This is a genomic window from Pseudomonas sp. AP3_22 TE3818 (assembly GCF_053628995.1).
The window spans coordinates 5,674,483-5,701,036 of the sequence record NZ_JBRJHL010000001.1; the positions used below are offsets into that span (position 1 = coordinate 5,674,483).

At 60.4% G+C, this 26,554-nt stretch carries 28 protein-coding genes; 11 read left to right on the forward strand and 17 right to left on the reverse strand.

Translation table 11 applies throughout. From position 1 onward, the window contains the following. Nucleotides 1-90: 90 nt before the first annotated feature. From hisG to AB7M25_RS25925, 8 genes are all read right to left on the reverse strand, one after another. Nucleotides 91-726, reverse strand: coding sequence for an ATP phosphoribosyltransferase (gene hisG, locus AB7M25_RS25890; RefSeq protein ID WP_007970278.1), 636 nt, complete (start codon nucleotides 724-726; stop codon nucleotides 91-93). A 124-nt stretch (nucleotides 727-850) separates the two neighbouring features. After that, on the reverse strand, nucleotides 851-2,116 hold the full coding sequence (gene murA / locus AB7M25_RS25895) for a UDP-N-acetylglucosamine 1-carboxyvinyltransferase (protein ID WP_102702535.1): 1,266 nt from the start codon (nucleotides 2,114-2,116) through the stop codon (nucleotides 851-853). A 22-nt stretch (nucleotides 2,117-2,138) separates the two neighbouring features. Next, nucleotides 2,139-2,378 (reverse strand): BolA family protein, encoded by a 240-nt coding sequence (locus AB7M25_RS25900; RefSeq protein ID WP_007901566.1) that lies wholly within the window; start codon nucleotides 2,376-2,378, stop codon nucleotides 2,139-2,141. A 114-nt stretch (nucleotides 2,379-2,492) separates the two neighbouring features. Continuing rightward, nucleotides 2,493-2,798, reverse strand: a complete 306-nt coding sequence (locus AB7M25_RS25905) for an STAS domain-containing protein (protein WP_454238158.1) — start codon at nucleotides 2,796-2,798, stop codon at nucleotides 2,493-2,495. Next, complete coding sequence (locus AB7M25_RS25910; protein WP_104450950.1) at nucleotides 2,795-3,448, reverse strand: MlaC/ttg2D family ABC transporter substrate-binding protein; 654 nt, start codon at nucleotides 3,446-3,448, stop codon at nucleotides 2,795-2,797. The genes AB7M25_RS25905 and AB7M25_RS25910 overlap by 4 nt, the downstream gene beginning before the upstream one ends. Before the next feature lie 11 nt (nucleotides 3,449-3,459). After that, nucleotides 3,460-3,927, reverse strand: coding sequence for an outer membrane lipid asymmetry maintenance protein MlaD (gene mlaD / locus AB7M25_RS25915; protein WP_007970271.1), 468 nt, complete (start codon nucleotides 3,925-3,927; stop codon nucleotides 3,460-3,462). After that, nucleotides 3,927-4,724, reverse strand: a complete 798-nt coding sequence (mlaE, locus tag AB7M25_RS25920; RefSeq protein WP_007970268.1) for a lipid asymmetry maintenance ABC transporter permease subunit MlaE — start codon at nucleotides 4,722-4,724, stop codon at nucleotides 3,927-3,929. Before mlaE ends, mlaD begins: the two co-directional genes overlap by 1 nt. Beyond that, on the reverse strand, nucleotides 4,724-5,533 hold the full coding sequence (locus AB7M25_RS25925; RefSeq protein WP_104450949.1) for an ATP-binding cassette domain-containing protein: 810 nt from the start codon (nucleotides 5,531-5,533) through the stop codon (nucleotides 4,724-4,726). Before AB7M25_RS25925 ends, mlaE begins: the two co-directional genes overlap by 1 nt. A 276-nt stretch (nucleotides 5,534-5,809) precedes the next feature. On the opposite strand from AB7M25_RS25925, the gene AB7M25_RS25930 reads away from it, so the two are divergent. The 10 genes from AB7M25_RS25930 to AB7M25_RS25975 all read left to right on the forward strand — a co-directional run bounded on the left by AB7M25_RS25930 (nucleotide 5,810) and on the right by AB7M25_RS25975 (nucleotide 12,895). Next, nucleotides 5,810-6,784 carry a KpsF/GutQ family sugar-phosphate isomerase gene (locus tag AB7M25_RS25930; protein WP_429384162.1) on the forward strand — a complete coding sequence of 325 codons (975 nt, stop codon included), beginning with the start codon at nucleotides 5,810-5,812 and terminating at the stop codon, nucleotides 6,782-6,784. Next, nucleotides 6,784-7,308, forward strand: coding sequence for a KdsC family phosphatase (locus AB7M25_RS25935; RefSeq protein WP_008018712.1), 525 nt, complete (start codon nucleotides 6,784-6,786; stop codon nucleotides 7,306-7,308). The genes AB7M25_RS25930 and AB7M25_RS25935 overlap by 1 nt, the downstream gene beginning before the upstream one ends. A gap of 7 nt (nucleotides 7,309-7,315) precedes the next feature. Then, a complete protein-coding gene (gene lptC, locus AB7M25_RS25940; protein WP_104450947.1) occupies nucleotides 7,316-7,888 on the forward strand; it encodes an LPS export ABC transporter periplasmic protein LptC in 573 nt (190 codons plus the stop codon). Continuing rightward, a complete protein-coding gene (gene lptA / locus AB7M25_RS25945; RefSeq protein ID WP_429384167.1) occupies nucleotides 7,875-8,423 on the forward strand; it encodes a lipopolysaccharide transport periplasmic protein LptA in 549 nt (182 codons plus the stop codon). Before lptC ends, lptA begins: the two co-directional genes overlap by 14 nt. Further along, nucleotides 8,423-9,148 (forward strand): LPS export ABC transporter ATP-binding protein, encoded by a 726-nt coding sequence (gene lptB, locus AB7M25_RS25950; protein ID WP_046040048.1) that lies wholly within the window; start codon nucleotides 8,423-8,425, stop codon nucleotides 9,146-9,148. The genes lptA and lptB overlap by 1 nt, the downstream gene beginning before the upstream one ends. A gap of 245 nt (nucleotides 9,149-9,393) precedes the next feature. Further along, the gene (locus AB7M25_RS25955; RefSeq protein ID WP_095944267.1) at nucleotides 9,394-10,887 is read left to right on the forward strand and encodes an RNA polymerase factor sigma-54; all 1,494 of its coding nucleotides are present in this window, start codon (nucleotides 9,394-9,396) and stop codon (nucleotides 10,885-10,887) included. A gap of 74 nt (nucleotides 10,888-10,961) precedes the next feature. Next, on the forward strand, nucleotides 10,962-11,270 hold the full coding sequence (hpf, locus tag AB7M25_RS25960; RefSeq protein WP_007941242.1) for a ribosome hibernation-promoting factor, HPF/YfiA family: 309 nt from the start codon (nucleotides 10,962-10,964) through the stop codon (nucleotides 11,268-11,270). Between the two features lie 12 nt (nucleotides 11,271-11,282). Continuing rightward, nucleotides 11,283-11,747: a PTS IIA-like nitrogen regulatory protein PtsN gene (ptsN, locus tag AB7M25_RS25965; RefSeq protein ID WP_007986694.1), complete on the forward strand. Its 465-nt coding sequence runs from the start codon at nucleotides 11,283-11,285 to the stop codon at nucleotides 11,745-11,747. Between the two features lie 2 nt (nucleotides 11,748-11,749). Beyond that, nucleotides 11,750-12,607, forward strand: a complete 858-nt coding sequence (gene rapZ / locus AB7M25_RS25970) for an RNase adapter RapZ (RefSeq protein ID WP_429384173.1) — start codon at nucleotides 11,750-11,752, stop codon at nucleotides 12,605-12,607. Between the two features lie 15 nt (nucleotides 12,608-12,622). Then, nucleotides 12,623-12,895 carry an HPr family phosphocarrier protein gene (locus tag AB7M25_RS25975; RefSeq protein WP_007970256.1) on the forward strand — a complete coding sequence of 91 codons (273 nt, stop codon included), beginning with the start codon at nucleotides 12,623-12,625 and terminating at the stop codon, nucleotides 12,893-12,895. A gap of 160 nt (nucleotides 12,896-13,055) precedes the next feature. Here the strand turns inward: AB7M25_RS25975 and pmbA are convergent, their stop codons facing one another. Continuing rightward, the gene (gene pmbA / locus AB7M25_RS25980; protein ID WP_429384177.1) at nucleotides 13,056-14,402 is read right to left on the reverse strand and encodes a metalloprotease PmbA; all 1,347 of its coding nucleotides are present in this window, start codon (nucleotides 14,400-14,402) and stop codon (nucleotides 13,056-13,058) included. 108 nt (nucleotides 14,403-14,510) lie between these two features. Here pmbA and yjgA point away from each other — a divergent pair, with 108 nt between their 5' ends. Beyond that, entirely contained in the window at nucleotides 14,511-15,035 is a 525-nt protein-coding gene (gene yjgA / locus AB7M25_RS25985) for a ribosome biogenesis factor YjgA (protein WP_007970253.1), read from the forward strand. Nucleotides 15,036-15,083: 48 nt separating this feature from the next. On the opposite strand, the gene tldD is transcribed toward yjgA, so the two are convergent. The 8 genes from tldD to mreB form a co-directional block, all read right to left on the reverse strand. Continuing rightward, complete coding sequence (gene tldD / locus AB7M25_RS25990; protein WP_429384180.1) at nucleotides 15,084-16,526, reverse strand: metalloprotease TldD; 1,443 nt, start codon at nucleotides 16,524-16,526, stop codon at nucleotides 15,084-15,086. An 18-nt stretch (nucleotides 16,527-16,544) separates the two neighbouring features. Further along, nucleotides 16,545-17,393 carry a carbon-nitrogen hydrolase family protein gene (locus AB7M25_RS25995; RefSeq protein WP_429560309.1) on the reverse strand — a complete coding sequence of 283 codons (849 nt, stop codon included), beginning with the start codon at nucleotides 17,391-17,393 and terminating at the stop codon, nucleotides 16,545-16,547. A 198-nt stretch (nucleotides 17,394-17,591) separates the two neighbouring features. Then, on the reverse strand, nucleotides 17,592-21,395 hold the full coding sequence (locus tag AB7M25_RS26000; protein ID WP_429560310.1) for a YhdP family protein: 3,804 nt from the start codon (nucleotides 21,393-21,395) through the stop codon (nucleotides 17,592-17,594). A 75-nt stretch (nucleotides 21,396-21,470) separates the two neighbouring features. After that, nucleotides 21,471-22,928, reverse strand: coding sequence for a ribonuclease G (gene rng, locus AB7M25_RS26005; RefSeq protein ID WP_007970246.1), 1,458 nt, complete (start codon nucleotides 22,926-22,928; stop codon nucleotides 21,471-21,473). Nucleotides 22,929-22,985: 57 nt separating this feature from the next. Further along, the gene (locus tag AB7M25_RS26010) at nucleotides 22,986-23,582 is read right to left on the reverse strand and encodes a Maf family protein (protein WP_454238159.1); all 597 of its coding nucleotides are present in this window, start codon (nucleotides 23,580-23,582) and stop codon (nucleotides 22,986-22,988) included. Nucleotides 23,583-23,614: 32 nt separating this feature from the next. Further along, the gene (mreD, locus tag AB7M25_RS26015; RefSeq protein WP_007970244.1) at nucleotides 23,615-24,106 is read right to left on the reverse strand and encodes a rod shape-determining protein MreD; all 492 of its coding nucleotides are present in this window, start codon (nucleotides 24,104-24,106) and stop codon (nucleotides 23,615-23,617) included. Next, nucleotides 24,106-25,242, reverse strand: coding sequence for a rod shape-determining protein MreC (mreC, locus tag AB7M25_RS26020; RefSeq protein WP_429394097.1), 1,137 nt, complete (start codon nucleotides 25,240-25,242; stop codon nucleotides 24,106-24,108). The genes mreD and mreC overlap by 1 nt, the downstream gene beginning before the upstream one ends. Nucleotides 25,243-25,385: 143 nt before the next feature. Then, a complete protein-coding gene (gene mreB / locus AB7M25_RS26025; RefSeq protein WP_002555108.1) occupies nucleotides 25,386-26,423 on the reverse strand; it encodes a rod shape-determining protein MreB in 1,038 nt (345 codons plus the stop codon). Nucleotides 26,424-26,554 lie beyond the last annotated feature (131 nt).

The window sequence follows — 26,554 nt, forward strand, 5'->3', positions numbered from 1 at the left end:
CGCCCGAAGCTAACATTCGATCCGCTTGGGCACCTGAGAATTCTGGCTATGAGGCGGATAGACGGCGCGCCTTGCGGTCGCGCAGGTGAATCAGCCGCGGTGTCGAGACTCCACTGCCTTGCGCAGGGTGTCGATCAACGCCTGGATACGGGCGTGCTGCATTTTCATCGAAGCCTTGTTGACGATCAGGCGGGAGCTGATGGCCGCGATGAAATCCTGTGGCTCCAGGCCGTTGGCCCGTAGCGTGTTACCGGTGTCGACCACGTCGATGATCTTGTCCGCCAGACCGATCAGCGGCGCCAGCTCCATCGAACCGTAGAGCTTGATGATATCGACCTGACGACCCTGTTCGGCGTAGTAGCGCTTGGCAACATTGACGAACTTGGTGGCGATGCGCAGACGGCCCTTGGGCTCGACAGCACCGACTTTACCGGCGGTCATCAGCTTGCACTGGGCAATTTGCAGGTCCAGCGGCTCGTACAGGCCCTGGCCGCCGTATTCCATCAGCACATCTTTACCGGCGACGCCGAGGTCGGCAGCACCATGTTCGACATAGGTCGGCACATCGGTGGCACGCACGATCAGCAGACGGACATCGTCCTGGGTCGTGGGGATGATCAGCTTGCGGCTCTTGTCCGGATTCTCGGTCGGCACGATGCCCGCTTCAGCCAGAAGCGGCAAGGTATCGTCAAGGATGCGGCCCTTGGACAGTGCGATGGTCAACATGGGAAACGTCAGTCCTTATCAAGGTACTCATGCCCGGTCGCAAATGGCGCCGGACACACATCGAGCCGAAAACGGCTCGACTTCAACAAATCAACGGGCATGTCCTTATGCCCATGCAGCAGTACTAGCCCGGTACGCGACGGATCTTGGCGCCCAGCATCTGCAGTTTTTCTTCGATGCACTCGTAGCCACGATCTATGTGGTAGATGCGGTCGATCAGGGTGTCGCCCTCGGCGATCAGGGCCGAGATGACCAGGCTGGCCGAAGCACGCAGGTCGGTCGCCATCACTGGCGCGCCCTTGAGCTTCTCGGTCCCGGTGACGATCGCGGTGTTGCCCTCGACCTGGATCTTGGCGCCCATGCGGTGCAGCTCGTAGACGTGCATGAAGCGGTTTTCGAAGATCGTCTCGATCACAGCACCCGTGCCTTCGGCAATGGCGTTGAGGGAGATGAACTGCGCCTGCATGTCGGTCGGGAACGCTGGGTACGGAGCGGTCCGCACGTTGACGGCTTTCGGACGCTTGCCGTGCATGTTCAGCTCGATCCAGTCTTCGCCGCAGGTGATTTCGGCACCGGACTCCCGGAGTTTTTCCAGAACGGCTTCGAGGATGGTCGGATCCGTGTCCTTGACCTTCACACGACCACCGGTCACAGCCGCCGCCACCAGATAGGTGCCCGTTTCGATACGGTCCGGCATCACTTTGTAAGTGGTGGTGTGCAGACGCTCGACGCCATCGATGGTGATGGTGTCGGTGCCGGCGCCGGAAACCTTGGCGCCCATGGCGTTGAGGAAGTTCGCCAGGTCGACCACTTCAGGTTCGCGCGCGGCGTTGGCCAGAACGCTACGGCCCTTGGCCAGCGCGGCAGCCATCATGATGTTTTCGGTACCGGTCACGCTGACGGTGTCGAAGAAGAAGTGCGCACCGCGCAAGCCGCCCTCAGGCGCCTTGGCCTTGATGTAGCCGCCTTCGACGTCGATGACCGCGCCCATGGCTTCCAGGCCACGGATGTGCAGGTCAACCGGACGCGAACCGATGGCGCAACCGCCAGGCAGCGCGACTTCGGCTTCGCCGAAACGGGCAACCATCGGGCCCAGCACCAGGATCGACGCACGCATGGTTTTAACCAGTTCGTACGGTGCGACCAAGGTCTTGATGGTGCGCGGGTCGATTTCGACGGCGAGTTTTTCGTCGATCACCGGCTCGATCCCCATGCGACCGAACAGTTCGATCATGGTGGTGATGTCGTGCAGGTGCGGCAGGTTGGCAACGGTCACCGGACCATCGCAGAGCAGCGTGGCAGCCAGGATCGGCAGGGCAGAGTTCTTTGCCCCGGAGATGCGGATTTCGCCGTCAAGACGAGCACCGCCAGTAATAATCAATTTATCCATAAGAATCTCGACGCCCTTGGGCTCAGGTGCGCTCGGCCCAGGCCGCGCTGCTGAAAAATTTCATTGTGACCGCATGGATGCTGCCATCGGTGATCCATGGGTTCAAATGGGCATAGACCTGCTGCTGACGCTTCACCGGGCTCAACGCCGCCAGTTCATCGCTAATCACGTTCAGCTGGAAATTGCAGCCTTCGCCTTCAACTTCCACCTTCGTGTTTGGCAGCTTTCCTTCAAGGAAGCTCTTCACTTCTACGGCCTGCATGCTCAACCTCAATCGGCGCCCTGTGCGCGCGGGTCGGACATCATACAAAAAAGCCCCGCGCCTGCGAACCCCGCGAAGCAGGACTCTGACGGGGGGCTTCTTTATAGATGCGGGTTAGGGATGCGCCAACAGCTCGGTCAGCTCGCTGACCTGAGCGATTTCACGCATGTCTTCCGGCATTCCACGGATGCTCAACGCCTTGCCGGCCGCCTGGGCATCGCGGATGAAGCACAGCAGCAATGACAAACCGACACTGCTGGACTTGGTCACCGCCGAACAATCGACCACCAGCGCCGCAGCCTTGCTGGCCTTGATCAGCACCTTGCCCTGCTCACGCAGGCCAGGGCCGGTGCGGTAATCCAGCACGCCACTGAGTCGCAGCTCACCCGCTTCGTCCATCTGGACTGCCGACTCACTCATTGGGCTGACTGCTCTGGCTTCTTGTCGGTGGCTTCCTTGGCCTTGGCGACTTCCCCGGCCCAACCATTGATGGTCTTGTCCAGGTCGTTGCCATTGCGCTGCATCGCATCGGCGAACTGATCGCGGAACAGCTTGCCGATATTGATGCCATTGATGATGACGTTACGCAGTTTCCACTCGCCGTTGATCTTTTCCAGCGTGTAGGACACCGGATAGATCGCGCCGCTGCTGCCTTTGACAGTCATGCCAACGCTGGTACGGTCGCCCGACTCGTCTTTGGCCGGTTCAACGGTGATGCCCTGGTTGTTGTACTCCAGCAAGGCATTGCCATAGAACTGGAACAGGCCCCGCTTGAAGTTTTCTTCGAAGGTCTTCATCTGCGCAGGCGTAGCTTTGCGCGAGTACTTGACCGTCATGATGCTCTTGGAAATACCCTCGGCATCCACGACCGGCCCGACGATGGTGTTCAGCGCCGTATAAAAGTCTTGCGGATCCTGCTTGTACTTCTCTTTGTTTGCCGCCAGGTCCGCGAGCATACGGTTGGTTGTGTCCTGCACCAGATCGTGCGCCGAAGGCGCCGCTACGGCGTGGGACACCAACGGAAACACCGCGAGCATTACCAACAGGCCACGTCGCAAGGTAGAGATCATTTAACAGTTCCTCATTTAGCTTCTTTGCTAACGGTATTGAGCAGGAATTTACCGATCAGGTCCTCGAGCACCAGCGATGACTGCGTGTCATGGATGGTTCCACCATCCTTGAGCAAGGTGTCTTCCCCGCCCACGCTGATACCAATGTACTTCTCGCCCAACAGTCCTGCGGTCAGGATAGATGCAGTGGAGTCCGCCGGCAGATTATCGATGCGTTTTTCCAGCTGCATGGTCACCCGACCGGTAAAGCTGTCGCGATCCAGATCGATGGCCGTGACCTTGCCGATGGTCACACCGGCCATGGTCACCTTTGCTCTGACAGTCAAACCGGCGATATTGTCGAAGTAGGCGTAAAGTTTATAGGTGTCGGTGCTCGGAGTCGGGGACAGCCCACTGACCCGCAACGCCAACAAGAGCAAAGCCAGGATGCCAGCCAGCAAGAAAAGGCCGACACCGATTTCCAGGGTGCGGTTTTGCATCAGAAATCTCCAAACATCAAGGCGGTCAGAATAAAGTCCAGGCCGAGCACTGCCAACGAGGCATAGACAACGGTCTTGGTAGTGGCACGACTGATCCCCTCGGAAGTGGGTTCGCAGTCATAGCCTTGGAATACGGCGATCCAGGTCACGACAAAGGCAAAGACGATGCTTTTGATGATCCCGTTGAGCACATCCTCAGTGAACGTCACGCTGTTCTGCATGTTCGACCAGTAGGAACCTTCATAGACCCCCAGCCAGTCGACAGCGACCCACGAGCCGCCCCAGATGCCCACCACGCTGAAAATCATCGCCAGCACCGGCAGGGAAATGAAGCCGGCCCACAAACGTGGCGCGATGATGTACTTGAGCGGGTCAACCCCGATCATTTCCAGGCTGGACAACTGCTCGGTGGACTTCATGTTGCCGATTTCCGCGGTCAACGCCGAACCGGCGCGCCCGGCGAACAGCAAGGCGGTCACCACCGGCCCCAGTTCCCGCAGCAGCGTCAGCGCAACCATCTGCCCGACAGCCTGCTCCGAACCGTAGCTGGAAAGGATGTTGAAGCCCTGCAGCGCCAGCACCATGCCGATGAACACCCCGGAGACCACGATGATCACCAGGGACATCACGCCCACCGAATGCAGCTGCTTGACCAGCAGCCCGAAGCCGCCACCGATACCACCGCGACCAAGCAAGGCATGAAACAGGAACAAGGCCGAACGCCCGAACACCGCCAGCACATCGATGCCGGCCTGGCCGAAGCGGCGAACGCGTTCCATCAATGAAATTCTGCGCATCAGCGCTTCCCCAGAATATCTGCGCGGTAATCCGTCGCTGGAAAGTGGTACGGAACCGGGCCATCGGGTTCGCCGGTCATGAACTGACGAATGCGCGGTTCATCCGAGTTCATCAATTCGTCCGGGGTCCCCTGCCCCAACACCTGACCATCGCCCACCACATAAATGTAATCGGCAATGCTCGCGGTCTCGGCCAGGTCGTGGGAAACCACGATGCTGGTGATGCCCAGCGCATCGTTGAGCAAACGAATCAGACGCACCAGAACGCCCATGGCGATGGGATCCTGGCCGACAAAGGGCTCGTCGTACATGAGGATCTGTGGATCGAGCGCAATTGCCCGGGCCAGCGCAACTCGGCGCTTCATGCCGCCGGAAAGCTCGTCGGGCATCAGGTCGATGGCACCGCGCAAACCGACGGCCTGCAATTTGAGCAGGACGATGTCGCGGATCATTTCTTCTGGCAGTTGAGTGTGAACCCGCAGCGGAAACGCGACATTCTCGAAGACATCGAGGTCGGTAAACAGCGCGCCGCTCTGAAACAGCACGCCCATATGCTTGCGCGCATCGAACAGGTCACTGCGCGACAGTTTCGGCAGGTTCTGACCGTTGACCCAGACTTCGCCCTTGGTGGGGCGCAGTTGGGCGCCCATCAGACGCAGAAGCGTGGTCTTGCCACACCCGGAAGGCCCCATGATGCCGGTGACCTTGCCGCGCGGGATACGGATATCGACATTGTTGAAAATGCTGCGCGCACCGCGCTTGAAGGACAGTCCCTTCAGCTCGACCGCGTAGGCGTTATCGGCACTCATCTAAACTCCTTGCGATGCAGCCTCTCACTCGGACGCCTGGCTTTCTGACAAAAGCACATACCTCCCGGGCAGGCCGAACTGGCGGCGAACTATATCACTGCAAAGGCTGCGCGCCCAAGGCCAAAGCCGGGTCATGTTCAACTGCATGACAGGGTGAAAGCCCCATTTAGAAGCTTTCCGGTGACTGAAAATAACAATGCACGACGAACTTGCGTGAGGGATTCGATCATAACCGCTATAATCGCCGCCTTTTCATCAGGCTATACGATTTCTGACATGAGCCAATCCAGCGACCTGATTCAATCAGCACAACGCACCATCCGCCTCGAAGTAGAAGCCGTACAAGGCTTGCTACCCCATATCGACGCAGATTTCGTACGCGCTTGCGAGATGATTCTGGCCAGCAAAGGCCGCGTGGTCGTGGTTGGCATGGGCAAGTCGGGGCACGTCGGCAACAAGATCGCCGCAACCCTGGCCAGCACCGGCACCACGGCATTTTTTGTGCACCCGGCGGAAGCCAGCCATGGTGACATGGGCATGATTACCCGCGACGACATCATTCTGGCGCTCTCGAATTCCGGCTCCACCAATGAAATCGTCACCCTGCTGCCACTGATCAAGCGCCTGGGCATACAGTTGATCAGCATGACCGGCAACCCCGATTCGCCGCTGGCCAAGGCCGCCGAGGTCAACCTGAATGTTCACGTCGAACACGAAGCCTGCCCGTTGAACCTGGCACCCACCTCGTCGACCACCGCCGCCCTGGTCATGGGTGACGCCCTGGCGGTCGCGCTGCTGGAAGCCCGTGGTTTCACCGCCGAAGACTTCGCCTTTTCCCATCCCGGCGGCGCCCTGGGCCGACGCCTGCTGCTGAAAGTGGAAAATGTCATGCACGCCGGCCAGGAACTGCCGCAGGTCCAGCGCGGCACCCTGCTCAAGGACGCCTTGATGGAAATGACCCGCAAGGGCCTGGGCATGACCGTCATCCTCGAGGCCGACGGCAAGTTGGCCGGAATCTTCACCGATGGTGACTTGCGCCGCACACTGGACCGCAGCATCGACATCCACAGCGTTGTCATCGACCAGGTCATGACGGCCCATGGCAAGACCGCCCGCGCCGAAATGCTGGCCGCCGAAGCACTGAAAATCATGGAAGATCATAAAATCAGCGCGCTGGTCGTGGTCGACAGCGAAGACCGCCCGGTCGGCGCCTTGAACATGCACGACTTGCTGCGTGCAGGAGTAATGTAATGAGTGCGGACCTGCTGCAACGCGGCAAACAGATCAAACTGGCGGTGTTCGATGTCGACGGCGTGCTGACCGATGGACGCCTGTACTTCCTCGAAGACGGCAGCGAATTCAAGACGTTCAACACGCTCGACGGCCAGGGCATCAAGATGCTGATGGCCGCTGGCGTGCAGACTGCGATCATCAGTGGCCGCAAGACCCCGGTGGTCGAGCGGCGGGCCAAAAACCTCGGCATCCCGCACCTGTATCAGGGCCGCGAGGACAAACTGGTGGTACTCGACGAGCTGCTGGCCCAACTGAATTTGAGCTATGAGCAGGTGGCCTACCTCGGCGACGACCTGCCGGACCTGCCGGTGATTCGCCGCGTAGGCCTGGGCATGGCGGTGGCCAATGCCGCCAGCTTCGTGCGCGAACATGCTCACGGCATCACCCTCGCCCGTGGCGGCGAAGGTGCCGCTCGCGAGTTCTGCGAATTGATCCTGCGCGCCCAGGACCGCCTCGATGCGGCCAATGCGGCGTACCTGTGAGCCCGACATGCTGAGCAAAAAGTTTCGCAACACCCTGCTGTACAGTTGCATCGCGGCGATATTCGCCGCGGTTGGCTACTGGAACATCAGCCCGGAACGCTTCCTCGACAAGCCGGTAACGCCGGTCGATGAAAGCGCGATCGACTATTACGCCATCAACGCCCACAGCGTGCAGTACCTGCCGGACGGCAAGCTGCAATATGATCTGGTGTCCGACAAGGTCGAGCACCTGAAGGCGACCGAGGTGACACTGTTGACCAACCCCGACCTGAACGTGTTCCGCGGCACCGAGTTCCCGTGGCACGTCCAGAGCCTGCGCGGCGAGGTCAACCCTGATGGCACGCAGGTCGAGCTGATCGATGACGTGCGCATCACGCGCTTCGACGAGAAAAACCGCAAGACCCTGATCACCAGCACCCGCATGACCGTGTTCCCGCAGCAGCAATATGCGCAGACCGAGCAAGACGTTAGAATCGACGGCGCTGGCGGTGTATCGACTGGCAAGGGAATGAAAGCGTATTTGAAAGAAAGCAGGATACACCTGCTATCGAACGTAAGAGGACAGTATGAGGCTCGTTAAAACCCTCCCGATTTTGCTCAGTCTGGGCGCAGCACTGGGAAGCGTGAGCGCCTGGGCTCTGCCGGAAGACCAACAGCAGCCTATCCGCATTCAGGCCGACGATGCCCAACTGGACGACAAACAAGGTATTGCTACCTACAAGGGTGACGTGATCATCACCCAAGGCTCGATGAAGGTGACAGGCAACACCGTTACCATCACCCGCACCCCGACTGGCGACATTGACGTAGTGACCTCGGTGGGCAACCTGGCGTACTTCGAGCAATTGCAGACGGCTGGCGATACCAAGCCTGTTCAGGGCTGGGGCGTGACTATCCAGTATCACGCCACGCAAAATCGCGTCGTGTTGATCGACAAGGCCAAGGTTGTCGACAAGGACAACAACGTCACCCAGGGCGAGAAAATCGTCTACGACACCGAGAAGAAGCTGGCCAGCGCCGGGCGCGCCACCGGCAGCAAGGTCACCGAGGCGCGTCCGCGCATCGACATGGTGATCCAGCCGAAGAAGAAAACCGACGAGAAAAAGGCCCAGTAATGGCAACTCTGAAAGCTCAGCATCTGGCCAAGAGCTACAAGAGCCGCCAGGTCGTGCGTGATGTCAGCCTGTCCATCGACAGCGGTCAGATCGTCGGCCTGCTTGGCCCGAACGGCGCCGGCAAGACCACCTGCTTCTACATGATCGTCGGCCTGGTGCAAGCCGACCAGGGCCGCGTCCTGATCGATGACCTGGACGTCAGCCACCAGCCGATGCACGGCCGTGCAAAAGCCGGTATCGGCTATTTGCCGCAAGAAGCATCGATCTTCCGCAAACTGTCGGTGGCCGACAACATCATGGCCATCCTCGAGACCCGCAAGGAGCTCGACAAGGCCGGTCGTCGCAAGGAGCTGGAAAGCCTGCTGCAGGAATTCCACATCAGCCACATCCGCGACAACCTCGGCATGAGCCTGTCCGGTGGTGAGCGCCGCCGCGTGGAAATCGCCCGCGCCCTGGCCACCAACCCGAAGTTCATCCTCCTCGATGAACCGTTTGCCGGCGTGGACCCGATTTCAGTCGGCGACATCAAACAGATCATTTACCACCTCAAGGCCAAAGGCATTGGCGTGCTGATCACGGACCACAACGTTCGTGAAACCCTGGACATCTGTGAAACCGCCTATATCGTCAATGACGGTCAACTGATCGCCGAAGGTGATGCAGAGACCATCCTGGCCAACAATCTGGTGAAGGAAGTGTACCTGGGCCATGAGTTCCGCCTGTAAACGCTGAGGTGTGCCCAGGCAACTGCCCGGGCACCGGTCTCGCGATTCATCGGCGCCTCCTGCGACCCCGCGTGTTCAGTTCCCAACAAGGGCAGCAGCGCAACACAAATTTATAGTTTTTTATTGTTACAGCGCTCTAGGCAAATCCTTCAGTTTCAGGCATATAATTTGCTTATGTTTGGCGCCCCGGCGCCCTGTAGTGGATGGCGCATGTGCGCCGGCGAATAAGGTGTTAAGCCCCTGCCATGAAACCATCGCTAGTCTTGAGAATGGGCCAGCAGCTGACGATGACACCTCAGCTGCAACAGGCCATCCGCCTGCTCCAATTGTCGACCCTGGACCTGCAACAGGAAATCCAGGAGGCCCTGGAGTCCAATCCGATGCTCGAACGCCAGGAAGAAGGCGACGACTTCGACAATTCCGACCCCTTGGCCGACAACGCCGAACAAAAGCCCAACACCGATATCCAGGAACCCTCCTACCAGGAAAGCGCCCCGACGGTTGATAACCTCGAAGAGGGTGACTGGAACGAGCGCATCCCCAACGAACTCCCCGTCGACACCGCGTGGGAAGACGTTTACCAGACCAGCGCCAGCAGCCTGCCCAGCAATGACGATGACGAGTGGGACTTCACCACCCGCACCTCGGCCGGTGAAAGCCTGCAAAGCCACTTGCTGTGGCAGCTGAACCTGGCTCCGATGTCCGACACCGATCGCCTGATCGCCGTGACCCTGATCGACTGCATCAACAATCAGGGCTATCTGGACGAAACCCTCGAGGAAATCCTCGAAGCCTTCGATCCGGAACTGGACATCGAACTGGACGAAATCGAAGCCGTCCTGCACCGCATCCAGCAATTCGAGCCGGCCGGCATCGGCGCACGCAACCTGGGCGAATGCCTGCTGCTGCAATTGCGTCAGTTGCCCGCCAAGACCCCTTGGCTGGCCGAAGCCAAGCGCCTTGTCACCGATTACATCGACCTGCTCGGCAGCCGCGACTACAGCCAGTTGATGCGCCGCATGAAGCTCAAGGAAGATGAGCTGCGCCAGGTCATAGAACTGGTCCAGAGCCTCAACCCGCGCCCGGGCTCGCAGATCGAGTCCACCGAAGCCGAGTACGTCGTTCCTGACGTTATCGTACGCAAGGACAACGAGCGCTGGCTGGTGGAGCTGAATCAGGAGTCGGTGCCACGGCTGCGGGTCAACGCCCAGTACGCCGGTTTTGTGCGCCGCGCCGATACCAGCGCCGACAACACGTTCATGCGCAATCAGTTGCAGGAGGCCCGCTGGTTCATCAAGAGCCTGCAGAGCCGCAATGAAACCCTGATGAAGGTTGCCACCCAGATCGTGGAGCATCAGCGCGGGTTCCTCGAATATGGCGACGAGGCCATGAAGCCGCTGGTCCTGCATGACATCGCCGAAGCGGTCGGCATGCATGAGTCGACGATTTCACGGGTGACCACCCAGAAGTTCATGCACACCCCCCGGGGCATTTATGAACTGAAATACTTTTTCTCCAGTCACGTAAGCACCTCCGAAGGCGGCGAATGCTCGTCCACGGCGATCCGGGCGATCATCAAAAAACTGGTTGCCGCGGAAAATCAGAAAAAGCCGTTGAGTGACAGCAAGATCGCTGGTTTACTGGAGGCACAAGGCATTCAGGTGGCTCGCCGCACCGTCGCCAAGTACCGCGAATCCCTCGGGATCGCGCCTTCGAGCGAACGCAAGCGGTTGATGTAGAGCCACGCCACAGCGTTCCAGTGGTAGATCATCTGATCTACCGCTTTATGCACTGGCAACGAAGGAGAAGCTGTATGCAAGTCAACATCAGTGGACACCAACTGGAAGTGACCGAACCTCTTCGCACCTACATCGGCGAAAAACTCGAACGATTGGAGCGACATTTCGACAAGATCACTAACGTGCAGGTCACGATGACCGTCGAAAAGCTGAAGCAGAAAATCGAAGCCACGCTGCATATTCCCGGGAATGAAGTGGTCGCCAATGCGGAACATACCGATATGTACGCTGCGATCGATGCACTCACCGACAAGCTGGATAAACAACTCAAAAAGCATAAGGAAAAGACCCAGAGCCTCCTTCAGGGCGCAACCGGTCGTTAACACTCCCAACCCATGATCCGACTTGAAAGTATCCTGACCCCCGGCCGTTCCCTCGTGAACGTGCCGGGCGGCAGTAAAAAGAAAGCCCTCGAACAAATTGCCAATCTGATCGCCCGCGAAGTGCCGGCTCTGGAGATGCAAGATGTCTTCGAGGCGCTGATTGCCCGTGAAAAACTCGGCTCCACCGGTTTTGGCAACGGCATCGCTATTCCACACTGCCGTCTCAAGGGTTGTGTATCGCCCATCAGTGCCTTGATGCACCTGGACGCCCCAATCGATTTCGACGCCATCGACGGCGCGCCGGTTGACCTGCTGTTCGTTCTGCTGGTTCCGGAAGCCGCTACCGATGCGCACCTTGAGCTGCTGCGACAGATCGCCAGCATGCTCGACCGCAAGGACGTTCGCGAAAAACTGCGCCATGCCGCAAGCAACGAAGCCCTGTATCAGGTTGTCCTGGACGAGCAAAACGGTCAGTAATCATGCGCTTGATCATCGTCAGTGGCCGTTCCGGCTCGGGTAAAAGTACCGCCCTCAATGTTCTTGAGGACAACGGCTACTACTGCATCGACAATCTGCCTGCCGGCCTGCTGCCGGAACTGGCCGAACGAGCGTTAATTCATACCGAGCTGATGCAGCCGCTGGTGGCCGTTTCCATTGATGCCCGCAACCTGCCCAGCCACCTGTCACGCTTCCCCGAGCTGCTCGAAGAAGTCCGCAGCCGCCACATCCAGTGCGATGTCCTGTACCTGGATGCCGACGAAGAAACCCTGCTCAAGCGCTTCTCGGAAACCCGCCGGCGTCACCCCCTGAGCAACGCCAACCGCTCGCTGGCCGAAGCCATCAACGTCGAAAGCGTCCTGCTCGGGCCGATCGCCGACCTCGCCGATCTCAAGATCAACACCACCAGCCTGAACCTCTATCAACTGCGCGACACCATCAAGCTGCGCCTGTTGAACCAGCCGGAACCCGGTACTGCGTTCCTGGTGGAATCCTTCGGGTTCAAGCGCGGCATGCCGGTGGACGCCGACCTGGTGTTCGATGTGCGCTGCCTGCCCAACCCTTACTGGAAACCGGAACTGCGCGAGCAGTCCGGGCTCGATCAACCGGTTGCCGAATACCTGGCGGCACAGCCGGATGTCGAAGAGATGTTCCAGGACATTTCCACATACCTGCTAAAGTGGCTGCCTCGTTTTGCCGCCAGCAACCGCGCCTACGTCACCATTGCCATTGGCTGCACTGGCGGACATCACCGCTCCGTCTACCTGACCGAGCGTCTGGGGCAGGTGCTGCAAAAAACCCTGAAGAACGTCCAGGTTCGCCACCGCGACCTCAGCTAAAGGATTCACATCGCGATGCCTGCTCTGGAAATCGAAATCATCAATAAACTGGGCCTGCACGCCCGCGCTTCTGCAAAATTCGTTGGGGTCGCGGGTCAGTTCCCGTGCCAGATCCGGGCCGGTCGCACACCAGAGTCCATGGTCGATGGCAAAAGCATCATGGCGATGATGATGCTGGCCGCCGGCAAAGGCACCACGATCCACTTGAGCACAGAAGGCGAGCAGGAACAGGAAGCCCTGGATGCGCTGGTGGCGTTGATCAACAATTTCTTCGACGAAGGCGAGTAACAACTACACCCTCCTTTCCTGTTGATTTTGTGGCGAGGGAGCTTGCTCCCGCCGGGGCGCGAAGCGGCCCCAAATTCCGTCAATGCAATGCACCAGACGGCCAATAAAAAGGCGCGCCACCCGATGGGTGGCGCGCCTTTTTTTGTGCCGTGGCCCTGGCTTAGCTGCCCGCCACCGTCATCCGCTCGATCAACACCGAACCTGTACGAATGTTGCTACGCAACTCAAGATCATTACCCACGGCCACGATCTGTTTGAACATGTCGCGCATGTTGCCGGCGATGGTCACTTCCTGGACCGCGAACTGGATTTCGCCGTTCTCGACCCAGTAACCCGCCGCGCCGCGGGAATAGTCACCGGTCACCATGTTCAGGCCCTGCCCCATCAGCTCAGTCACCAACAGCCCGCGCCCCATGCGCCGCAGCAAGGCCGCCTGGTCTTCATCGCCATGGGTGACGAACAGGTTGTGCACGCCGCCGGCATTGGCGGTGCTCGGCATGCCGAGCTTGCGGCCGGAGTAGGTGCCGAGGATGTACGACACCAACTCGCCTTTTTCGACGAACGGTTTGGCATAGGTTGCCAGACCATCTCCATCGAACGCCGCGCTGCCCATGGCACGCATCAAGTGTGGGCGCTCGTCGATGGTCAGCCACTCTGGAAACAGCTTCTGCCCCAGCGTGCCTTCAAGGAACGACGATTTGCGATACAGGCTGCCGCCGGAAATCGCCGACAGGAAGCTGCCGAACAGGCCACCCGCCAACTCTGCGGAAAACAGCACCGGCACCTCGCAGGTCGGCACCGGACGCGCGCCCAGACGGCTCGCCGCCCGTTGCGCGGCACGCTGGCCGATGCTTACCGGATCGGCCAGCAAGTTACCCTGACGGTTCACGTCGTACCAGTAATCACGCTGCATCTGGCCGTCCGCTTCGGCAATCATCACGCAGCTGAGGCTGTGGCGAGTCGACGCATAACCACCAATAAACCCGTGACTGTTGCCATAAACGCGGCAGCCCTGATGGGTGCTGAGGGTGGTACCGTCGGCGTTCTTGATCCGGCTGTCGGCGGCAAACGCCGCGGCTTCGCAGGCCAGGGCCTGCTCGATGGCTTGCTCCGGCGTGATGTCCCACTGGTGAAACAGGTCGAAATCCTGAAGATCCCGCGCCATCAACGCGGCATCCGCCAGGCCCGAGGCTTCGTCTTCCGAGGTGTGCTTGGCGATAGCCAGAGCAGCGGCCACCGTTTCGCGAATCGCTTCCGGACCGCTGGCCGACGTGCTGGCCGAGCCCTTGCGCTGGCCTACGTACAGGGTGATGCCAAAACCCTGATCGCGGTTGAATTCGACCGTTTCGACTTCACGCTGGCGCACCGACGTCGAAAGGCCCTGCTCCAGGGAGACGGCCACTTCACAGGCGCTGGCCCCCTGGCGCCTGGCTTCAGCGATGATCTGCTCGACCTGTTCCTGCAGTGCCGGCAATGCTTGTGGGCCGACGCTTTCAACTGCACTCATGCTGTTCTCCACTCAAATTCTGCTTTCGGTAACGGTCATCGAGCGACCGGGCCGGACAAGCGGCCCCCGACTGGTTATCATGGCGGCGTTTCTTTGCGGACTGCCACCATGGTTGATTCTTACGACGACTCCCTCGATACGGGAGAAAAAAGCAAATCCCAGGTCAAACGCGAGCTGCATGCTCTGGTTGACCTCGGCGAGCGCCTTACAACGCTCAAGCCTGACTTGCTCAACAAACTGCCATTGACCGACGGATTGCGCCGGGCCCTGGCTGATGCACCCAAGCACACCGCGAACATCGCGCGTAAACGGCACCTTCAGTTCATCGGCAAACTGATGCGCGATCAGGACACTGACGCGATTCTGGTTCTGCTCGATCAACTCGATGCCTCCACCCGTCAATACAACGAACGCTTCCATAACCTGGAACGCTGGCGCGATCGTCTGATTGCCGGTGACGACGCCGTACTGGAAAAATTCGTCGTCGAGTATCCCGACGCGGATCGCCAGCAACTGCGCTCCCTGATCCGTCAGGCCCAGCATGAGGTTGCGCAAAACAAGCCTCCTGCTTCCAGCCGTAAAATCTTCAAGTACATCCGTGAGCTGGACGAGACTCAACGCGGACTGCGCTGAATCTCTGATCGGGTGAGTCGCCAGACGACTCACCCGAAGCTTCACGTCTTACGCGCCCGTGCCACCCACGGTGATCGCATCAATCTTCAGCGTTGGCTGGCCGACACCCACCGGCACCGACTGCCCATCCTTGCCACATGTGCCCACGCCGCTGTCCAGCGACAGGTCATTACCCACCATCGACACTTTGCTCATGGCTTCCGGCCCGTTGCCGATCAGGGTCGCGCCCTTGACCGGAGCGGTGATCTTGCCGTCCTCGATCAGGTACGCCTCACTGGTGGAGAACACGAACTTGCCGCTGGTGATGTCCACCTGACCGCCGCCGAGGTTGGCGCAATAGATGCCGCGTTTCACCGAGGCGATGATTTCCTGCGGATCGCTTTCGCCGGCGAGCATGTAGGTGTTGGTCATGCGCGGCATCGGCAGGTGCGCATAGGATTCGCGACGACCATTACCGGTGCGGGCCACCCCCATCAGGCGGGCGTTGAGCTTGTCCTGCATGTAGCCCTTGAGTACGCCGTTTTCGATCAGCGTGGTGCACTCGGTCGGCGTGCCTTCGTCATCGACGCTCAAGGAGCCACGGCGACCGGCCAGGGTGCCGTCATCGACGATGGTGCACAGCTTGGAGGCAACCATCTCGCCCATACGCCCGCTATAAGCCGAACTGCCCTTGCGGTTGAAGTCACCTTCCAGACCATGACCGACGGCTTCGTGCAGCAGCACGCCCGACCAGCCGGAGCCGAGTACCACCGGCAAGGTACCGGCAGGAGCCGGAATGGCTTCAAGGTTGACCAGCGCCTGACGCAACGCTTCACGGGCGTAGCCCATGGCGCGGTCTTCGCCGAGGAAATAGCGGTAATCGGTCCGGCCGCCACCGCCATGACCGCCGCGCTCGCGGCGACCGTTCTGCTCGACGATCACGCTGACGTTGAAGCGCACCAGCGGACGTACATCCGCCGCCAGGCCGCCGTCGGTGGACGCCACCAGAATCCGTTCCCAGACACCGGCCATGCTCACGGTGACCTGCTGGATGCGTGGGTCAAGTGCACGGGTCGCAGCGTCGACGCGCTTGAGCAAATCGACCTTTTCGGCACGGCTCAGCACTTCCAGGGGGTTGTCCGGCGCATACAACTGCGCGACATCCTGGCTGGTGAATGCCTGCACCGTACCGTGCTGCCCGGCCCGGGAAATCGAACGGGCGGCACGCGCCGCCGCGCCCAGGGCTTCAAGGGTGATGGCATTGCTGTAGGCAAAACCGGTTTTTTCACCCGATTGCGCACGCACGCCGACACCCTGGTCAAGGTTGAAGCTGCCTTCCTTGACGATGCCGTCTTCCAGCGCCCAGGACTCGGAGATCTGCCCCTGGAAATACAGGTCGGCGGCATCGATGCCCGGACCGGCCAGATCGCCAAGCACGCCTTGCAGGCTCTCGATCGTGACGCCACCGGGCGCCAGCAGGTGTTCACTGACTGAGGACAACAACTCGCTCATATGCTTTACGCCTTAAATTCATGTTTCTGATGCAGGTCGCTGGGCGCCCTGCGAGAAAAAGCGCCGGTGACTGGACACCGGCATCCGCGCCCGGATGGACGCCTGTTCGCTGCTGTCGCGTTCGGCCAGCAGCACGGCCTCGCCTTGATCCTGTTGTGCCAGCACGCGCCCCCACGGGTCGACGATGGCGGCATGCCCGAAGGTTTCCCGCGGCCCCGGATGCGTGCCGCCCTGGGCAGCCGCGAGCACATAACATTGGGTCTCGATGGCCCGCGCACGAATCAGCACATCCCAATGCGCCGCGCCGGTCACCGCCGTGAAGGCCGAGGGAGCGGTAATCAGTTCCGCGCCGGCAGCGCGCAGTTCGCTGTACAGTTCGGGAAAGCGCAGGTCATAGCAAACCGTCAGGCCGACCCGACCGACCGGTGTGTCCGCCACGACTACTCCACTGCCATAAGCATAGTCATCGGATTCACGGTAACGGCCACGATTGTCCGCCACATCCACATCGAACAGGTGCAGCTTGTCGTAGCGCGCCACCGTTTCGCCCTGGTCATCGACCAGCAACGAACAGGCATGCGCCTTCGCCGTCGGCTGATCCACCGGCGGCAACGGCAACGTGCCGGCCACTATCCATAACTTGAGGTCGCGTGCGGTCTGTTTCAACCAGGGCAGGATCGGGCCTTCGCCCAGGGCTTCGGCGCGCCCGATGTCGGCAACGTCGCGCCGGCCCATGGCGGCGAAATTTTCCGGCAATACCGCGAGTTTCGCGCCGCCGGCGGCCGCTTGTTCGAGCAGTCGACGGGCCTGGACCAGATTGGCCAGCACATCGCTCTGGCTGACCATTTGAATCACCGCTACAGACATGGCCTTTTCCTTATTGAAATCAACACAGCCCCTGTAGGAGCGAGCTTGCTCGCGATGGAGGTGAACGATGACGCAGGTTGTCTGAAATAACGCGTCGCATTCAAACTCATCGTCGGAACGCCGCCCGGAGCAAGCTCGCTCCTACAGGGGGGCGAGCCGCAATGGCCATGCTACTCCACAGGCCCGAAGGATGGTTTTTCAAAAAGCCTTGTCGAAGGTGATTTTCGGTTCTTTCCACGGCCCTTTGACACTGTACTTCACACTGGCGAAACGGGAGACCCGGTCACCGATCAGCTTGTCGATCAGGAACAACGCCCCGCCGACCGCCGGTGCGCCGACGATCAGCGCGGCAATCGGCAGGTTATTGGTCACCGGCAGGGTCACCATCAGTTTCGCATCGATCTGATCGGCCACCATGTTCAGCGTGCCGTCGAGTTCGATGGTGCTCGACGGGCCAGTCAGCTGGATCGGCTGACGGGTGACATACACACCATTCGTCCCGACCAGCAGCCCCTTGACCCGGTCATAACTCAGGCCTTTGCCGAACAGGTCGGAGAAGTCCAGGCGCAGGCGCCGGCCGATGGAGTTGAAGTTGAGCAAACCAAATACCCGAAGGGCCTGGGCACTGCCTTCGACTTCGACGAACTGGCCCTGATTGAGTGTCGCATCGAGCGAGCCGGAGAAACGCTTGGTCGCCACCCAGGCCGGCGAACCGGGCCAGCGGCCATCGACATCCATATAAAAGTCCCGGCTGGTGACGCTCGGCGCAAACCCCCAGCCCTTGAGCACATCGGCGAGGTTCTTGCCGCTGATGCGGCCTTTGTACCAGCTGTTGCTGGCACCGGGTACGCCTTCCCAGCCACCGCTGCCCACCAGCAGCATGCCCTTGAGTCCCAGATCCAGCGAGTTGAACACGATGCCCCTGGCCGTCGGGCGAACCTTCAGCGACCAGGTACCGACCAGATCCTGGCCCTGGAATAGCTGATTGATCGTGATGTCCATCGCGGGGATTTTCGTCGGGTCCACCGACGCCAGCGGATCCGGCGAGTTCTCATCGGCCAGTACGGTCGGGTCCGGTGCCGGCAAGCGCACGGTTTGCAGATTGATCGCGACTGGCGTGGCCTTAGAATCGGGCAGGTTGGCGCTGCCCTTGATCTGCTGGCTGTCGAGTTGCAGCGCCCAGGCGGAGGGTTTGCGCGCCAGCTGGATCGAGGCCTGATCAAGCGTGGTGCCGATACCGCTGAGCTTGCCCACCTTGAAATCCGCACCGCTGAGCAATTGCTTGGCGCTGCCACCGGGGTCCTGCCCGGCGTATTTATCCACCAGATCCTTCCACGGGCCTACGTCCAGCTCCGACAACACGCCCCGTACCCGCAGGCCTTTGGTGCCCGGCAACACAGCCTCGCCGCCACCGAGGAACAAGTCCCCGCGTCCCTCGGCGAAATTGCTGGCCGGGGCCGCAAACGTGAAACTCGCCAGATCCCCGTAGTTGACCCAATAGCGCCGCTCGTCGCCCTGCAACGTCATGCGAAACGTCGTGTCGCGCCCGGCATCGGCGGCCATGCCGAAGGGCGCAGGCAAATCGACCGCCACGCCCTTGAGGTTGGAGTTGACCAGCAACTGGCTGTCGGCGCCATTCAGGCTCAGTTGCAGTTGATAAGGGATCACGCCACTTACCGGCAGAGGCTGGGTCACCTTCAGCCAGTCGGTCAGTTTCTTGACCTCGACCTGGCCCGACGCGATCACCCTGGTATTGAGCTTACCCGGGCTGCCATCGGCAAAAATCTGTGCGGTGACCGGCTTGTCGAATGCCCGGGCGCTGATGTTCTGCCCGCTCAGACCTTTGGCGCTGTCGAAACGGAAGTCACCTTTGAGCTGGGTCAGTTCCAGCACAGGTTCGGCCAGTTTCAAGCGTGCCTTGGCGGTCTTGAAATCGACGAGGATCTTCGGTTCCTCGCCTTTTGCCAGCGGAATATCCAGCTTCAACTTGCCTGTCAGATCACCCTCGCCTTCCCAGCCGGCAAAGGTCGCCCCGGTGCCGATCGGCGCTTCCTGAAGGATTTTCAGGCCATCGCCCAAACCACCGGCAAATCCGCCATCGAGGAACAAATGAACGTTCTGCCCGGCAGGCACATGAGGAATGTTGACGTAAACATCGCTGACCTGGGTGTCGAGCAACTGGCCTTTGCTGGCCAGGATCCGCACGCCACTGTCTTCGACAAACACATCGCCGCTGACCTTGCTGACATGGGGCCAGCCCGGCTGGAAGGCCAGTTCGGCATCGTGAACCTTGAAGTACAGGCTGATGCTGCGATCGACGTCTGCAGCACCGTGGTTGAGCGACCCTTGATACTGGAAGAAGCCCTGGTCCACCGCGCCCTTGAGAATCGCCGTGCGCAGCCATTCGTCCAGCGCCGGGCCGAGGACCGTCGGCAAGTACTTGGCGGTGTAGCGACCGTCGCCGTCCACCATGCCCACCCGCAGGTCCATATAGTCTTCCTGGGTGTGATCGAAATGCAGGCGAATCAGGAAATCGCCGGCAATCTTGCCCTCTTCGCCCAGCACCTTCAGATACGGCGCAATCAGGGTGAAGCCTTCTTTATCGAGTTTCCAGGTCAGCCGCGCGTTGGCCTGAATGTATTGCCATGGCTTGGCGAAAATCGGGTCCAGGTGCAGCATGAAGTCCTTGCTGTCCATACGCAGTTCGCCGTGCCCCAGGTCACCGCTGATGCTGCCGCTGACATTTCGCGCCGCCGGCGCACCGTGATAGGCATCGAAGCCCACCTGGTCGAGGTTGGCGGCAAAGCTGAACTTGCTGTCGTCGGTGGCATTGGGTCGCACGTCGATCAATACATTGCGCAGTCCGCCCTTCACCTTGAGCCGCTCGACAACGGTGGCAAAGCCTTGCGGAAACGGCGCCAGGGCATTGAGCAGCGGCGTAAGCGGGGTCAGGTCGACGCGGTCGGCCTGTAGATGCCAGAGCTCTTCGGTCTTGTCGGTGGCGGCGCTTTGCTTGAGCTGCAAATGCGTTTCCCAGCGAACGTCGCCCAGGTTCATTGCCAGGGAGTCCAGGGTCACCCGCATGCCTTCGGCACTGCGCTCGAAGTATCCATTGAGTGCCAGGTTGTTGATGTGGATCGGCTTGCGCTCGGCGTAGGCGCCCTTGAGTTGTGGCGCATTCAAGCGCACTGCGGCGCTTTGCAAGAGGCCTTTGCCCCAGGTCAGCCACAGCTCGCCGCCGGCCTTGATCTCGGAGAAATTCCATTGCTGGCTGACGCGCTCGGGCAGCCACTTCGACCAGTCGCTTTGCGGCAGGCTCAGGTAGAACTCGGCTTCACCGTCCTGCCATTGGCTGGCTCGAATGCGGGTACGCAGGCTCATGGCCACGGGCTGGCCGTCGGGCAGGGTCAGGCGGGCGTCGAGCCGCTGCCGCGACGCACCGGTTTTCAGATTCAGGCCGACATAGGTCAGGGTCAACGGCGACTGTGCAAACGGCTGCAAGGTCACCTGGCTGTCGAGTACCGACAGTTGCTGGATCATCTGCATGCGATTGAGCAATTGTTCCGGATCGGTCCGCTGATCCTGTTGCACCGGCAAACCTTCCAGCGCCCACTGACCGTCGTCGCCTTCCTTGACGCTGATCTTCAGGCCACTGAGCTCCAGATGAGCGATGCGTACCTCACGCGCCAGCAGACTGGCCCAAAGGTCCGGCACCGCGCGCACCTGATCCAGGTGCAGGGCATTGGCGCCCTCGCCGACGGTCACGTCGTGCGCCATCAATACGGGGGCGAATCCACTCCAGTTGCCTTCCAGCTCACCGATTTGCAGCGGCATGCCCAAGGCATCGCTGGCTTTGGTTTCGATATCGGTACGGTACTCGGCGACCAGCGGCGTCAGTTCCCGGCCAAGGCTGACGTAGAGCGCCATCAATACCAAAACCAACGCGCACAGGCCCAGACCCCAGCGGGTCAGTGCGGCCAAAATGCGTGTCAGACGGTCCATGTCAGATGGCCCCCATGGCAAAAGTTTTGCAAAAAGCTGAGGCCAGCCATTCTCGAATAATCAAAACGAAACGCTTCAGAGCAGCACCACGTCGTATTGTTCCTGGGAATACATGGTTTCGACCTGGAAACGGATGGTGCGCCCGATAAACCCTTCCAGCTCGGCGACGTTGCCCGACTCCTCGTCGAGCAGGCGGTCGACAACTTTCTGGTTGGCCAATACACGATAGCCCTCTGCCTGATAGGCGCGAGCCTCACGCAGGATTTCGCGAAAGATTTCGTAACACACGGTTTCCGGCGTCTTGAGCTTGCCGCGCCCCTGACAGGCGTTGCACGGTTCGCACAAGACTTGTTCAAGGCTTTCGCGGGTGCGCTTGCGGGTCATCTGCACCAGGCCCAACTCGGTGATACCGATGATGTTGGTCTTGGCGTGATCGCGTTCCAGCTGCTTCTCGAGCGTGCGCAGCACCTGGCGCTGGTGCTCTTCATCCTCCATGTCGATGAAGTCGATGATGATGATTCCGCCGAGGTTGCGCAGGCGCAATTGACGGGCGATGGCCGTCGCGGCTTCGAGGTTGGTCTTGAAGATGGTTTCTTCGAGGTTGCGATGGCCGACGAACGCCCCGGTATTGACGTCGATGGTGCTCATGGCTTCCGCCGGGTCGACCACCAGATATCCGCCGGACTTGAGCGGGACCTTGCGCTCGAGGGCCTTCTGGATTTCGTCTTCGACGCCATACAGGTCGAAAATCGGCCGCTCGCCCGGGTAATGCTCCAGACGGTCGGCAATCTCCGGCATCAATTCGGCGACAAATTGCGTGGTCTTCTGGAAGGTTTCCCGGGAGTCGATGCGAATCTTCTCGATTTTCGGGCTTACCAGGTCACGCAGGGTGCGCAGCGCCAGACCGAGGTCTTCGTAGATCACGCTGGGCGCGCTGATGGTTTTGATCTGGGCGCTGATCTGATCCCAGAGCCTTCGCAGGTAGCGGATGTCCATGAGGATTTCATCGGCGCCGGCGCCTTCGGCGGCCGTGCGCAGGATGAAACCGCCGGCCTCCTTGATACCTTCCTTGGCCACGCAATCGGTGACCACTTGCTTGAGACGTTCGCGCTCGGCTTCGTCTTCGATCTTCAGGGAAATCCCGACATGGGCCGTGCGCGGCATGTACACCAGGTAGCGCGAAGGGATCGACAGCTGGGTGGTCAGGCGTGCGCCTTTGGAACCGATCGGGTCCTTGGTCACTTGCACCACCAGGCTCTGGCCTTCGTGCACCAGTGCGCTGATGCTCTCGACCGCCGGGCCTTCGCGCAGGGAAATTTCCGACGCGTGAATGAACGCCGCGCGATCCAGGCCGATATCGACGAATGCCGCCTGCATCCCCGGCAATACCCGCACGACTTTGCCTTTATAGATGTTGCCGACGATCCCGCGCTTTTGCGTACGCTCGACGTGGACCTCTTGCAGGACACCGTTTTCGACCACCGCCACGCGCGACTCCATCGGCGTGATGTTGATCAGGATCTCTTCACTCATGGCAGGGTCTCGTTCAGGCATGTTCACGATAATGGCCGCATCTGTTCAGAACGTTGCTTAGTGTGCGTTCCGGGTTTGCCAACAGGGTATGCCGAAATGGCCGAGCAGTTCCGCGGTTTCGCAAAGCGGCAGTCCGACCACCGCTGAATAACTTCCATTGAGCCCGGCGACAAACACCGCACCCAGTCCTTGAATGCCATAACCGCCCGCCTTGTCCCTTGGTTCGCCACTGGCCCAGTAGGCTGCGGCTTCTTCACGACTGATATCACGAAAACGCACGCGACTGGTGACAACCCGGGACTCGCAGCGTTCGCCGTAGAGCAGCGCAATCGCGGTCAGGACTTCATGCTCACACCCTGACAACATCATCAGCATGGCGCAGGCATCCGCTTGATCAACCGGTTTGCCGAGAATTTTTCCATCGAGCACCACGGCGGTATCGGCTCCGAGCACGCAGAACGGCTCGTCAGACACGACGCTGCCGCGCCCGGCCTCGGCCTTGCCACGTGCCAGACGCTCGACATAGGCCGACGGGGACTCTTGATCTATAGGAGTTTCATCGATGTCCGCACTGACGGCGGAGAACGGAACGCCGATCTGCGTGAGCAATTCACGCCGGCGTGGCGAGCCAGAGGCGAGGTACAACCGTTTCATCAAGACCTCTCCCTGTCTAATGCCTGAGCGAATTAATTGATTTTGTAGCGTCGACGCAGTCCGCGCAAACCGAAACTGATCCAGGGCCAGAGCAACGCACTGACCAGTGCCGGCAACACCAGCGCCAGCGTCGGCTGACGATTGCCGGTCAAGGCACTGAGCCAGAGTTGTACCAGCTGGGCGAGGCCGAAGATCACCAGGATCACCAGGCTCTGCTGCCACATCGGGAACATCCGCAGGCGTTGTTGCAGCGCCAGTACCAGATAGGTGATGAGGGTCAGGATCAAGGCATTCTGCCCCAGCAAGGTACCGTAGAGCACGTCTTCAGCCAGCCCCAGGCAAAACGCCGTCACCATCCCGACGGTCTGCGGCAGGTTCAACGCCCAGAATGCCAGCAACAAGGCCAGCCACAGCGGGCGCAGGATTTCCATGAATTGCGGCAAAGGCGAAACACTGAGGAGTAGTCCGACGGCGAACGTCAGCCAGACTATCCAGCCGTTTCGGGATGCTTTTACACCGCCCATTATTCTCTCCCCACTGGAGTGGCCGGCGCGGAGACTGGCGGTTTGGCGGCAGGCTTCGCGGCAGCGGGTTGCGCCGCCGGCGGTTTAGCCGCCGCAGGATGCGTGGCCGCAGGCTTGGCTGGCGTGGTGGCCGGCTTGACGGGTGCGGTGGCCGCAGGCGCCGCCGTGGCAGGAACTGCCGGTGCGGCGACCGGTGCCGCGGGAACTGCGGGGTTGACCAGCTTCGGAACGGTCGCCGGAATCATCGGGCCACCGCCCTGTGCATCCAAGCTTTCCTGGGCCTGGGCGGCAGCGTTGGCGCGTTCTTCCGGGGTACGGGTGTCGCTGAACACCAGCAGCAGGTAGCGGCTGCGGTTCAAGGCGGCGGTCGGAATGGCGCGGACAATGGCAAACGGCTGGCCGGAATCGTGAATCACTTCCTTGACCGTCGCCACCGGATAACCGGCCGGGAAACGTTGGCCGAGGCCGGAGCTGACCAGCAAGTCGCCTTCCTTGATGTCGGCGGTATCGGCCACATGACGCAACTCAAGGCGTTCCGGGTTGCCGGTGCCGCTGGCAATCGCCCGCAATCCGTTACGGTTCACCTGCACCGGAATGCTGTGAGTGGTGTCGGTCAGCAGCAGGACGCGGGAGGTATAGGGCATCAACTCGACCACCTGGCCCATCAGGCCGCGGGCGTCGAGTACCGGCTGACCGAGGACCACGCCGTCGCGCTCACCTTTATTGATGATGATGCGATGGGTGAAGGGGTTGGGGTCCATGCCGATCAACTCGGCCACTTCGACCTTCTCGTTGACCAGTGCCGAAGAGTTGAGCAACTCGCGCAGCCGAACGTTCTGCTCGGTCAGGGCGGCAAGCTTCTGCATGCGCCCCTGCAGCAGCAGGTTCTCGGTCTTGAGTTTTTCGTTTTCGGCGACGAGTTCGGTCCGGCTGCCAAACTGGCTGGCAACGCCTTCCCACAGTCGTCCGGGCAAGTCGGTGATCCAGTAGGCGTCCATCAGCACCAGCGACATCTGGCTGCGTGCAGGCTTGAGCAGACTGAAGCGGGCATCGACCACCATCAGCGCGACCGATAGCACGACCAGCACCAACAGGCGCACGCCCAGCGAAGGACCCTTGGTGAAAAGCGGTTTAATAAGCCGCTCCTCCCAGGCAAATGTTCTGTTTATTCATACGGCAGCAATCCGGCCTGGATGCAGACTGACAGAAGATAAACGCGAACAGGCAGCACTGCAAAGTGCCGCCTGCGCGCTCAACAGCATAGAAGCGATCCGACGACTTATTCGCTGGAAAGCAGGTCCATGGTGTGTTTATCCATCATTTCCAATGCACGGCCACCGCCGCGAGCAACGCAGGTCAGCGGGTCTTCGGCAACGATCACCGGCAGACCGGTTTCCTGGGCCAGCAACTTGTCCAAGTCGCGCAGCAAGGCGCCACCACCGGTCAGTACCAGACCGCGCTCGGCGATGTCGGAAGCCAGTTCCGGAGGCGATTGCTCCAGGGCACTTTTCACGGCCTGAACGATGGTTGCCAGGGACTCTTGCAGAGCTTCCAGCACTTCATTGGAGTTCAGGGTGAATGCGCGTGGAACGCCTTCGGCCAGGTTACGGCCACGAACGTCGACTTCGCGAACTTCGCCGCCCGGGTAGGCCGTGCCGATTTCCTGCTTGATGCGCTCGGCGGTGGATTCGCCGATCAGGCTGCCGTAGTTGCGACGCACGTAGGTGATGATCGCTTCGTCGAAGCGGTCGCCGCCAACGCGTACGGATTCGGCGTAAACCACACCGTTCAGGGAGATCAGCGCGATTTCGGTGGTACCGCCACCGATATCCACGACCATCGAACCGCGAGCTTCTTCAACCGGCAGGCCGGCACCGATCGCAGCGGCCATTGGCTCTTCGATCAGGAACACTTCACGAGCACCGGCGCCAAGGGCCGACTCACGGATGGCACGACGCTCAACCTGGGTGGATTTGCATGGAACGCAGATCAACACGCGCGGGCTTGGCTGCAGAAAGCTGTTTTCGTGAACCTTGTTGATAAAGTACTGCAGCATTTTTTCGCAAACGCTGAAGTCGGCGATCACGCCGTCCTTCATCGGACGAATGGCAGCAATGTTGCCCGGAGTACGGCCGAGCATGCGCTTGGCTTCGGTGCCGACAGCAACGACACTTTTCTGGTTACCGTGTGTCCGAATGGCCACAACGGAGGGCTCATTCAGGACGATACCGCGCTCGCGCACGTAAATAAGGGTGTTGGCAGTGCCCAGGTCAATGGAAAGATCGCTGGAAAACATGCCACGCAGTTTCTTGAACATGGGAAAGGGACCCTAGGCAACGCGTGGGTAAAAAAGTGCGGCAAACTCTAACAACGACAGGGATTTTGGGCAAGGCGCCAATATGTTAAATTGGCCGCTTTTCTGTGCACCAAGCCCCACAATCGCGGCCT

Bases quoted from the DNA above. Each gene is read 5' to 3' on its own strand.
- hisG (WP_007970278.1), bottom strand. From the start codon at position 726: ATGTTGACCATCGCACTGTCCAAGGGCCGCATCCTTGACGATACCTTG.
- murA (WP_102702535.1), bottom strand. From the start codon at position 2,116: ATGGATAAATTGATTATTACTGGCGGTGCTCGTCTTGACGGCGAAATC.
- AB7M25_RS25900 (WP_007901566.1), bottom strand. From the start codon at position 2,378: ATGCAGGCCGTAGAAGTGAAGAGCTTCCTTGAAGGAAAGCTGCCAAAC.
- AB7M25_RS25905 (WP_454238158.1), bottom strand. From the start codon at position 2,798: ATGAGTGAGTCGGCAGTCCAGATGGACGAAGCGGGTGAGCTGCGACTC.
- AB7M25_RS25910 (WP_104450950.1), bottom strand. From the start codon at position 3,448: ATGATCTCTACCTTGCGACGTGGCCTGTTGGTAATGCTCGCGGTGTTT.
- mlaD (WP_007970271.1), bottom strand. From the start codon at position 3,927: ATGCAAAACCGCACCCTGGAAATCGGTGTCGGCCTTTTCTTGCTGGCT.
- mlaE (WP_007970268.1), bottom strand. From the start codon at position 4,724: ATGCGCAGAATTTCATTGATGGAACGCGTTCGCCGCTTCGGCCAGGCC.
- AB7M25_RS25925 (WP_104450949.1), bottom strand. From the start codon at position 5,533: ATGAGTGCCGATAACGCCTACGCGGTCGAGCTGAAGGGACTGTCCTTC.
- AB7M25_RS25930 (WP_429384162.1), top strand. From the start codon at position 5,810: ATGAGCCAATCCAGCGACCTGATTCAATCAGCACAACGCACCATCCGC.
- AB7M25_RS25935 (WP_008018712.1), top strand. From the start codon at position 6,784: ATGAGTGCGGACCTGCTGCAACGCGGCAAACAGATCAAACTGGCGGTG.
- lptC (WP_104450947.1), top strand. From the start codon at position 7,316: ATGCTGAGCAAAAAGTTTCGCAACACCCTGCTGTACAGTTGCATCGCG.
- lptA (WP_429384167.1), top strand. From the start codon at position 7,875: ATGAGGCTCGTTAAAACCCTCCCGATTTTGCTCAGTCTGGGCGCAGCA.
- lptB (WP_046040048.1), top strand. From the start codon at position 8,423: ATGGCAACTCTGAAAGCTCAGCATCTGGCCAAGAGCTACAAGAGCCGC.
- AB7M25_RS25955 (WP_095944267.1), top strand. From the start codon at position 9,394: ATGAAACCATCGCTAGTCTTGAGAATGGGCCAGCAGCTGACGATGACA.
- hpf (WP_007941242.1), top strand. From the start codon at position 10,962: ATGCAAGTCAACATCAGTGGACACCAACTGGAAGTGACCGAACCTCTT.
- ptsN (WP_007986694.1), top strand. From the start codon at position 11,283: ATGATCCGACTTGAAAGTATCCTGACCCCCGGCCGTTCCCTCGTGAAC.
- rapZ (WP_429384173.1), top strand. From the start codon at position 11,750: ATGCGCTTGATCATCGTCAGTGGCCGTTCCGGCTCGGGTAAAAGTACC.
- AB7M25_RS25975 (WP_007970256.1), top strand. From the start codon at position 12,623: ATGCCTGCTCTGGAAATCGAAATCATCAATAAACTGGGCCTGCACGCC.
- pmbA (WP_429384177.1), bottom strand. From the start codon at position 14,402: ATGAGTGCAGTTGAAAGCGTCGGCCCACAAGCATTGCCGGCACTGCAG.
- yjgA (WP_007970253.1), top strand. From the start codon at position 14,511: ATGGTTGATTCTTACGACGACTCCCTCGATACGGGAGAAAAAAGCAAA.
- tldD (WP_429384180.1), bottom strand. From the start codon at position 16,526: ATGAGCGAGTTGTTGTCCTCAGTCAGTGAACACCTGCTGGCGCCCGGT.
- AB7M25_RS25995 (WP_429560309.1), bottom strand. From the start codon at position 17,393: ATGTCTGTAGCGGTGATTCAAATGGTCAGCCAGAGCGATGTGCTGGCC.
- AB7M25_RS26000 (WP_429560310.1), bottom strand. From the start codon at position 21,395: ATGGACCGTCTGACACGCATTTTGGCCGCACTGACCCGCTGGGGTCTG.
- rng (WP_007970246.1), bottom strand. From the start codon at position 22,928: ATGAGTGAAGAGATCCTGATCAACATCACGCCGATGGAGTCGCGCGTG.
- AB7M25_RS26010 (WP_454238159.1), bottom strand. From the start codon at position 23,582: ATGAAACGGTTGTACCTCGCCTCTGGCTCGCCACGCCGGCGTGAATTG.
- mreD (WP_007970244.1), bottom strand. From the start codon at position 24,106: ATGGGCGGTGTAAAAGCATCCCGAAACGGCTGGATAGTCTGGCTGACG.
- mreB (WP_002555108.1), bottom strand. From the start codon at position 26,423: ATGTTCAAGAAACTGCGTGGCATGTTTTCCAGCGATCTTTCCATTGAC.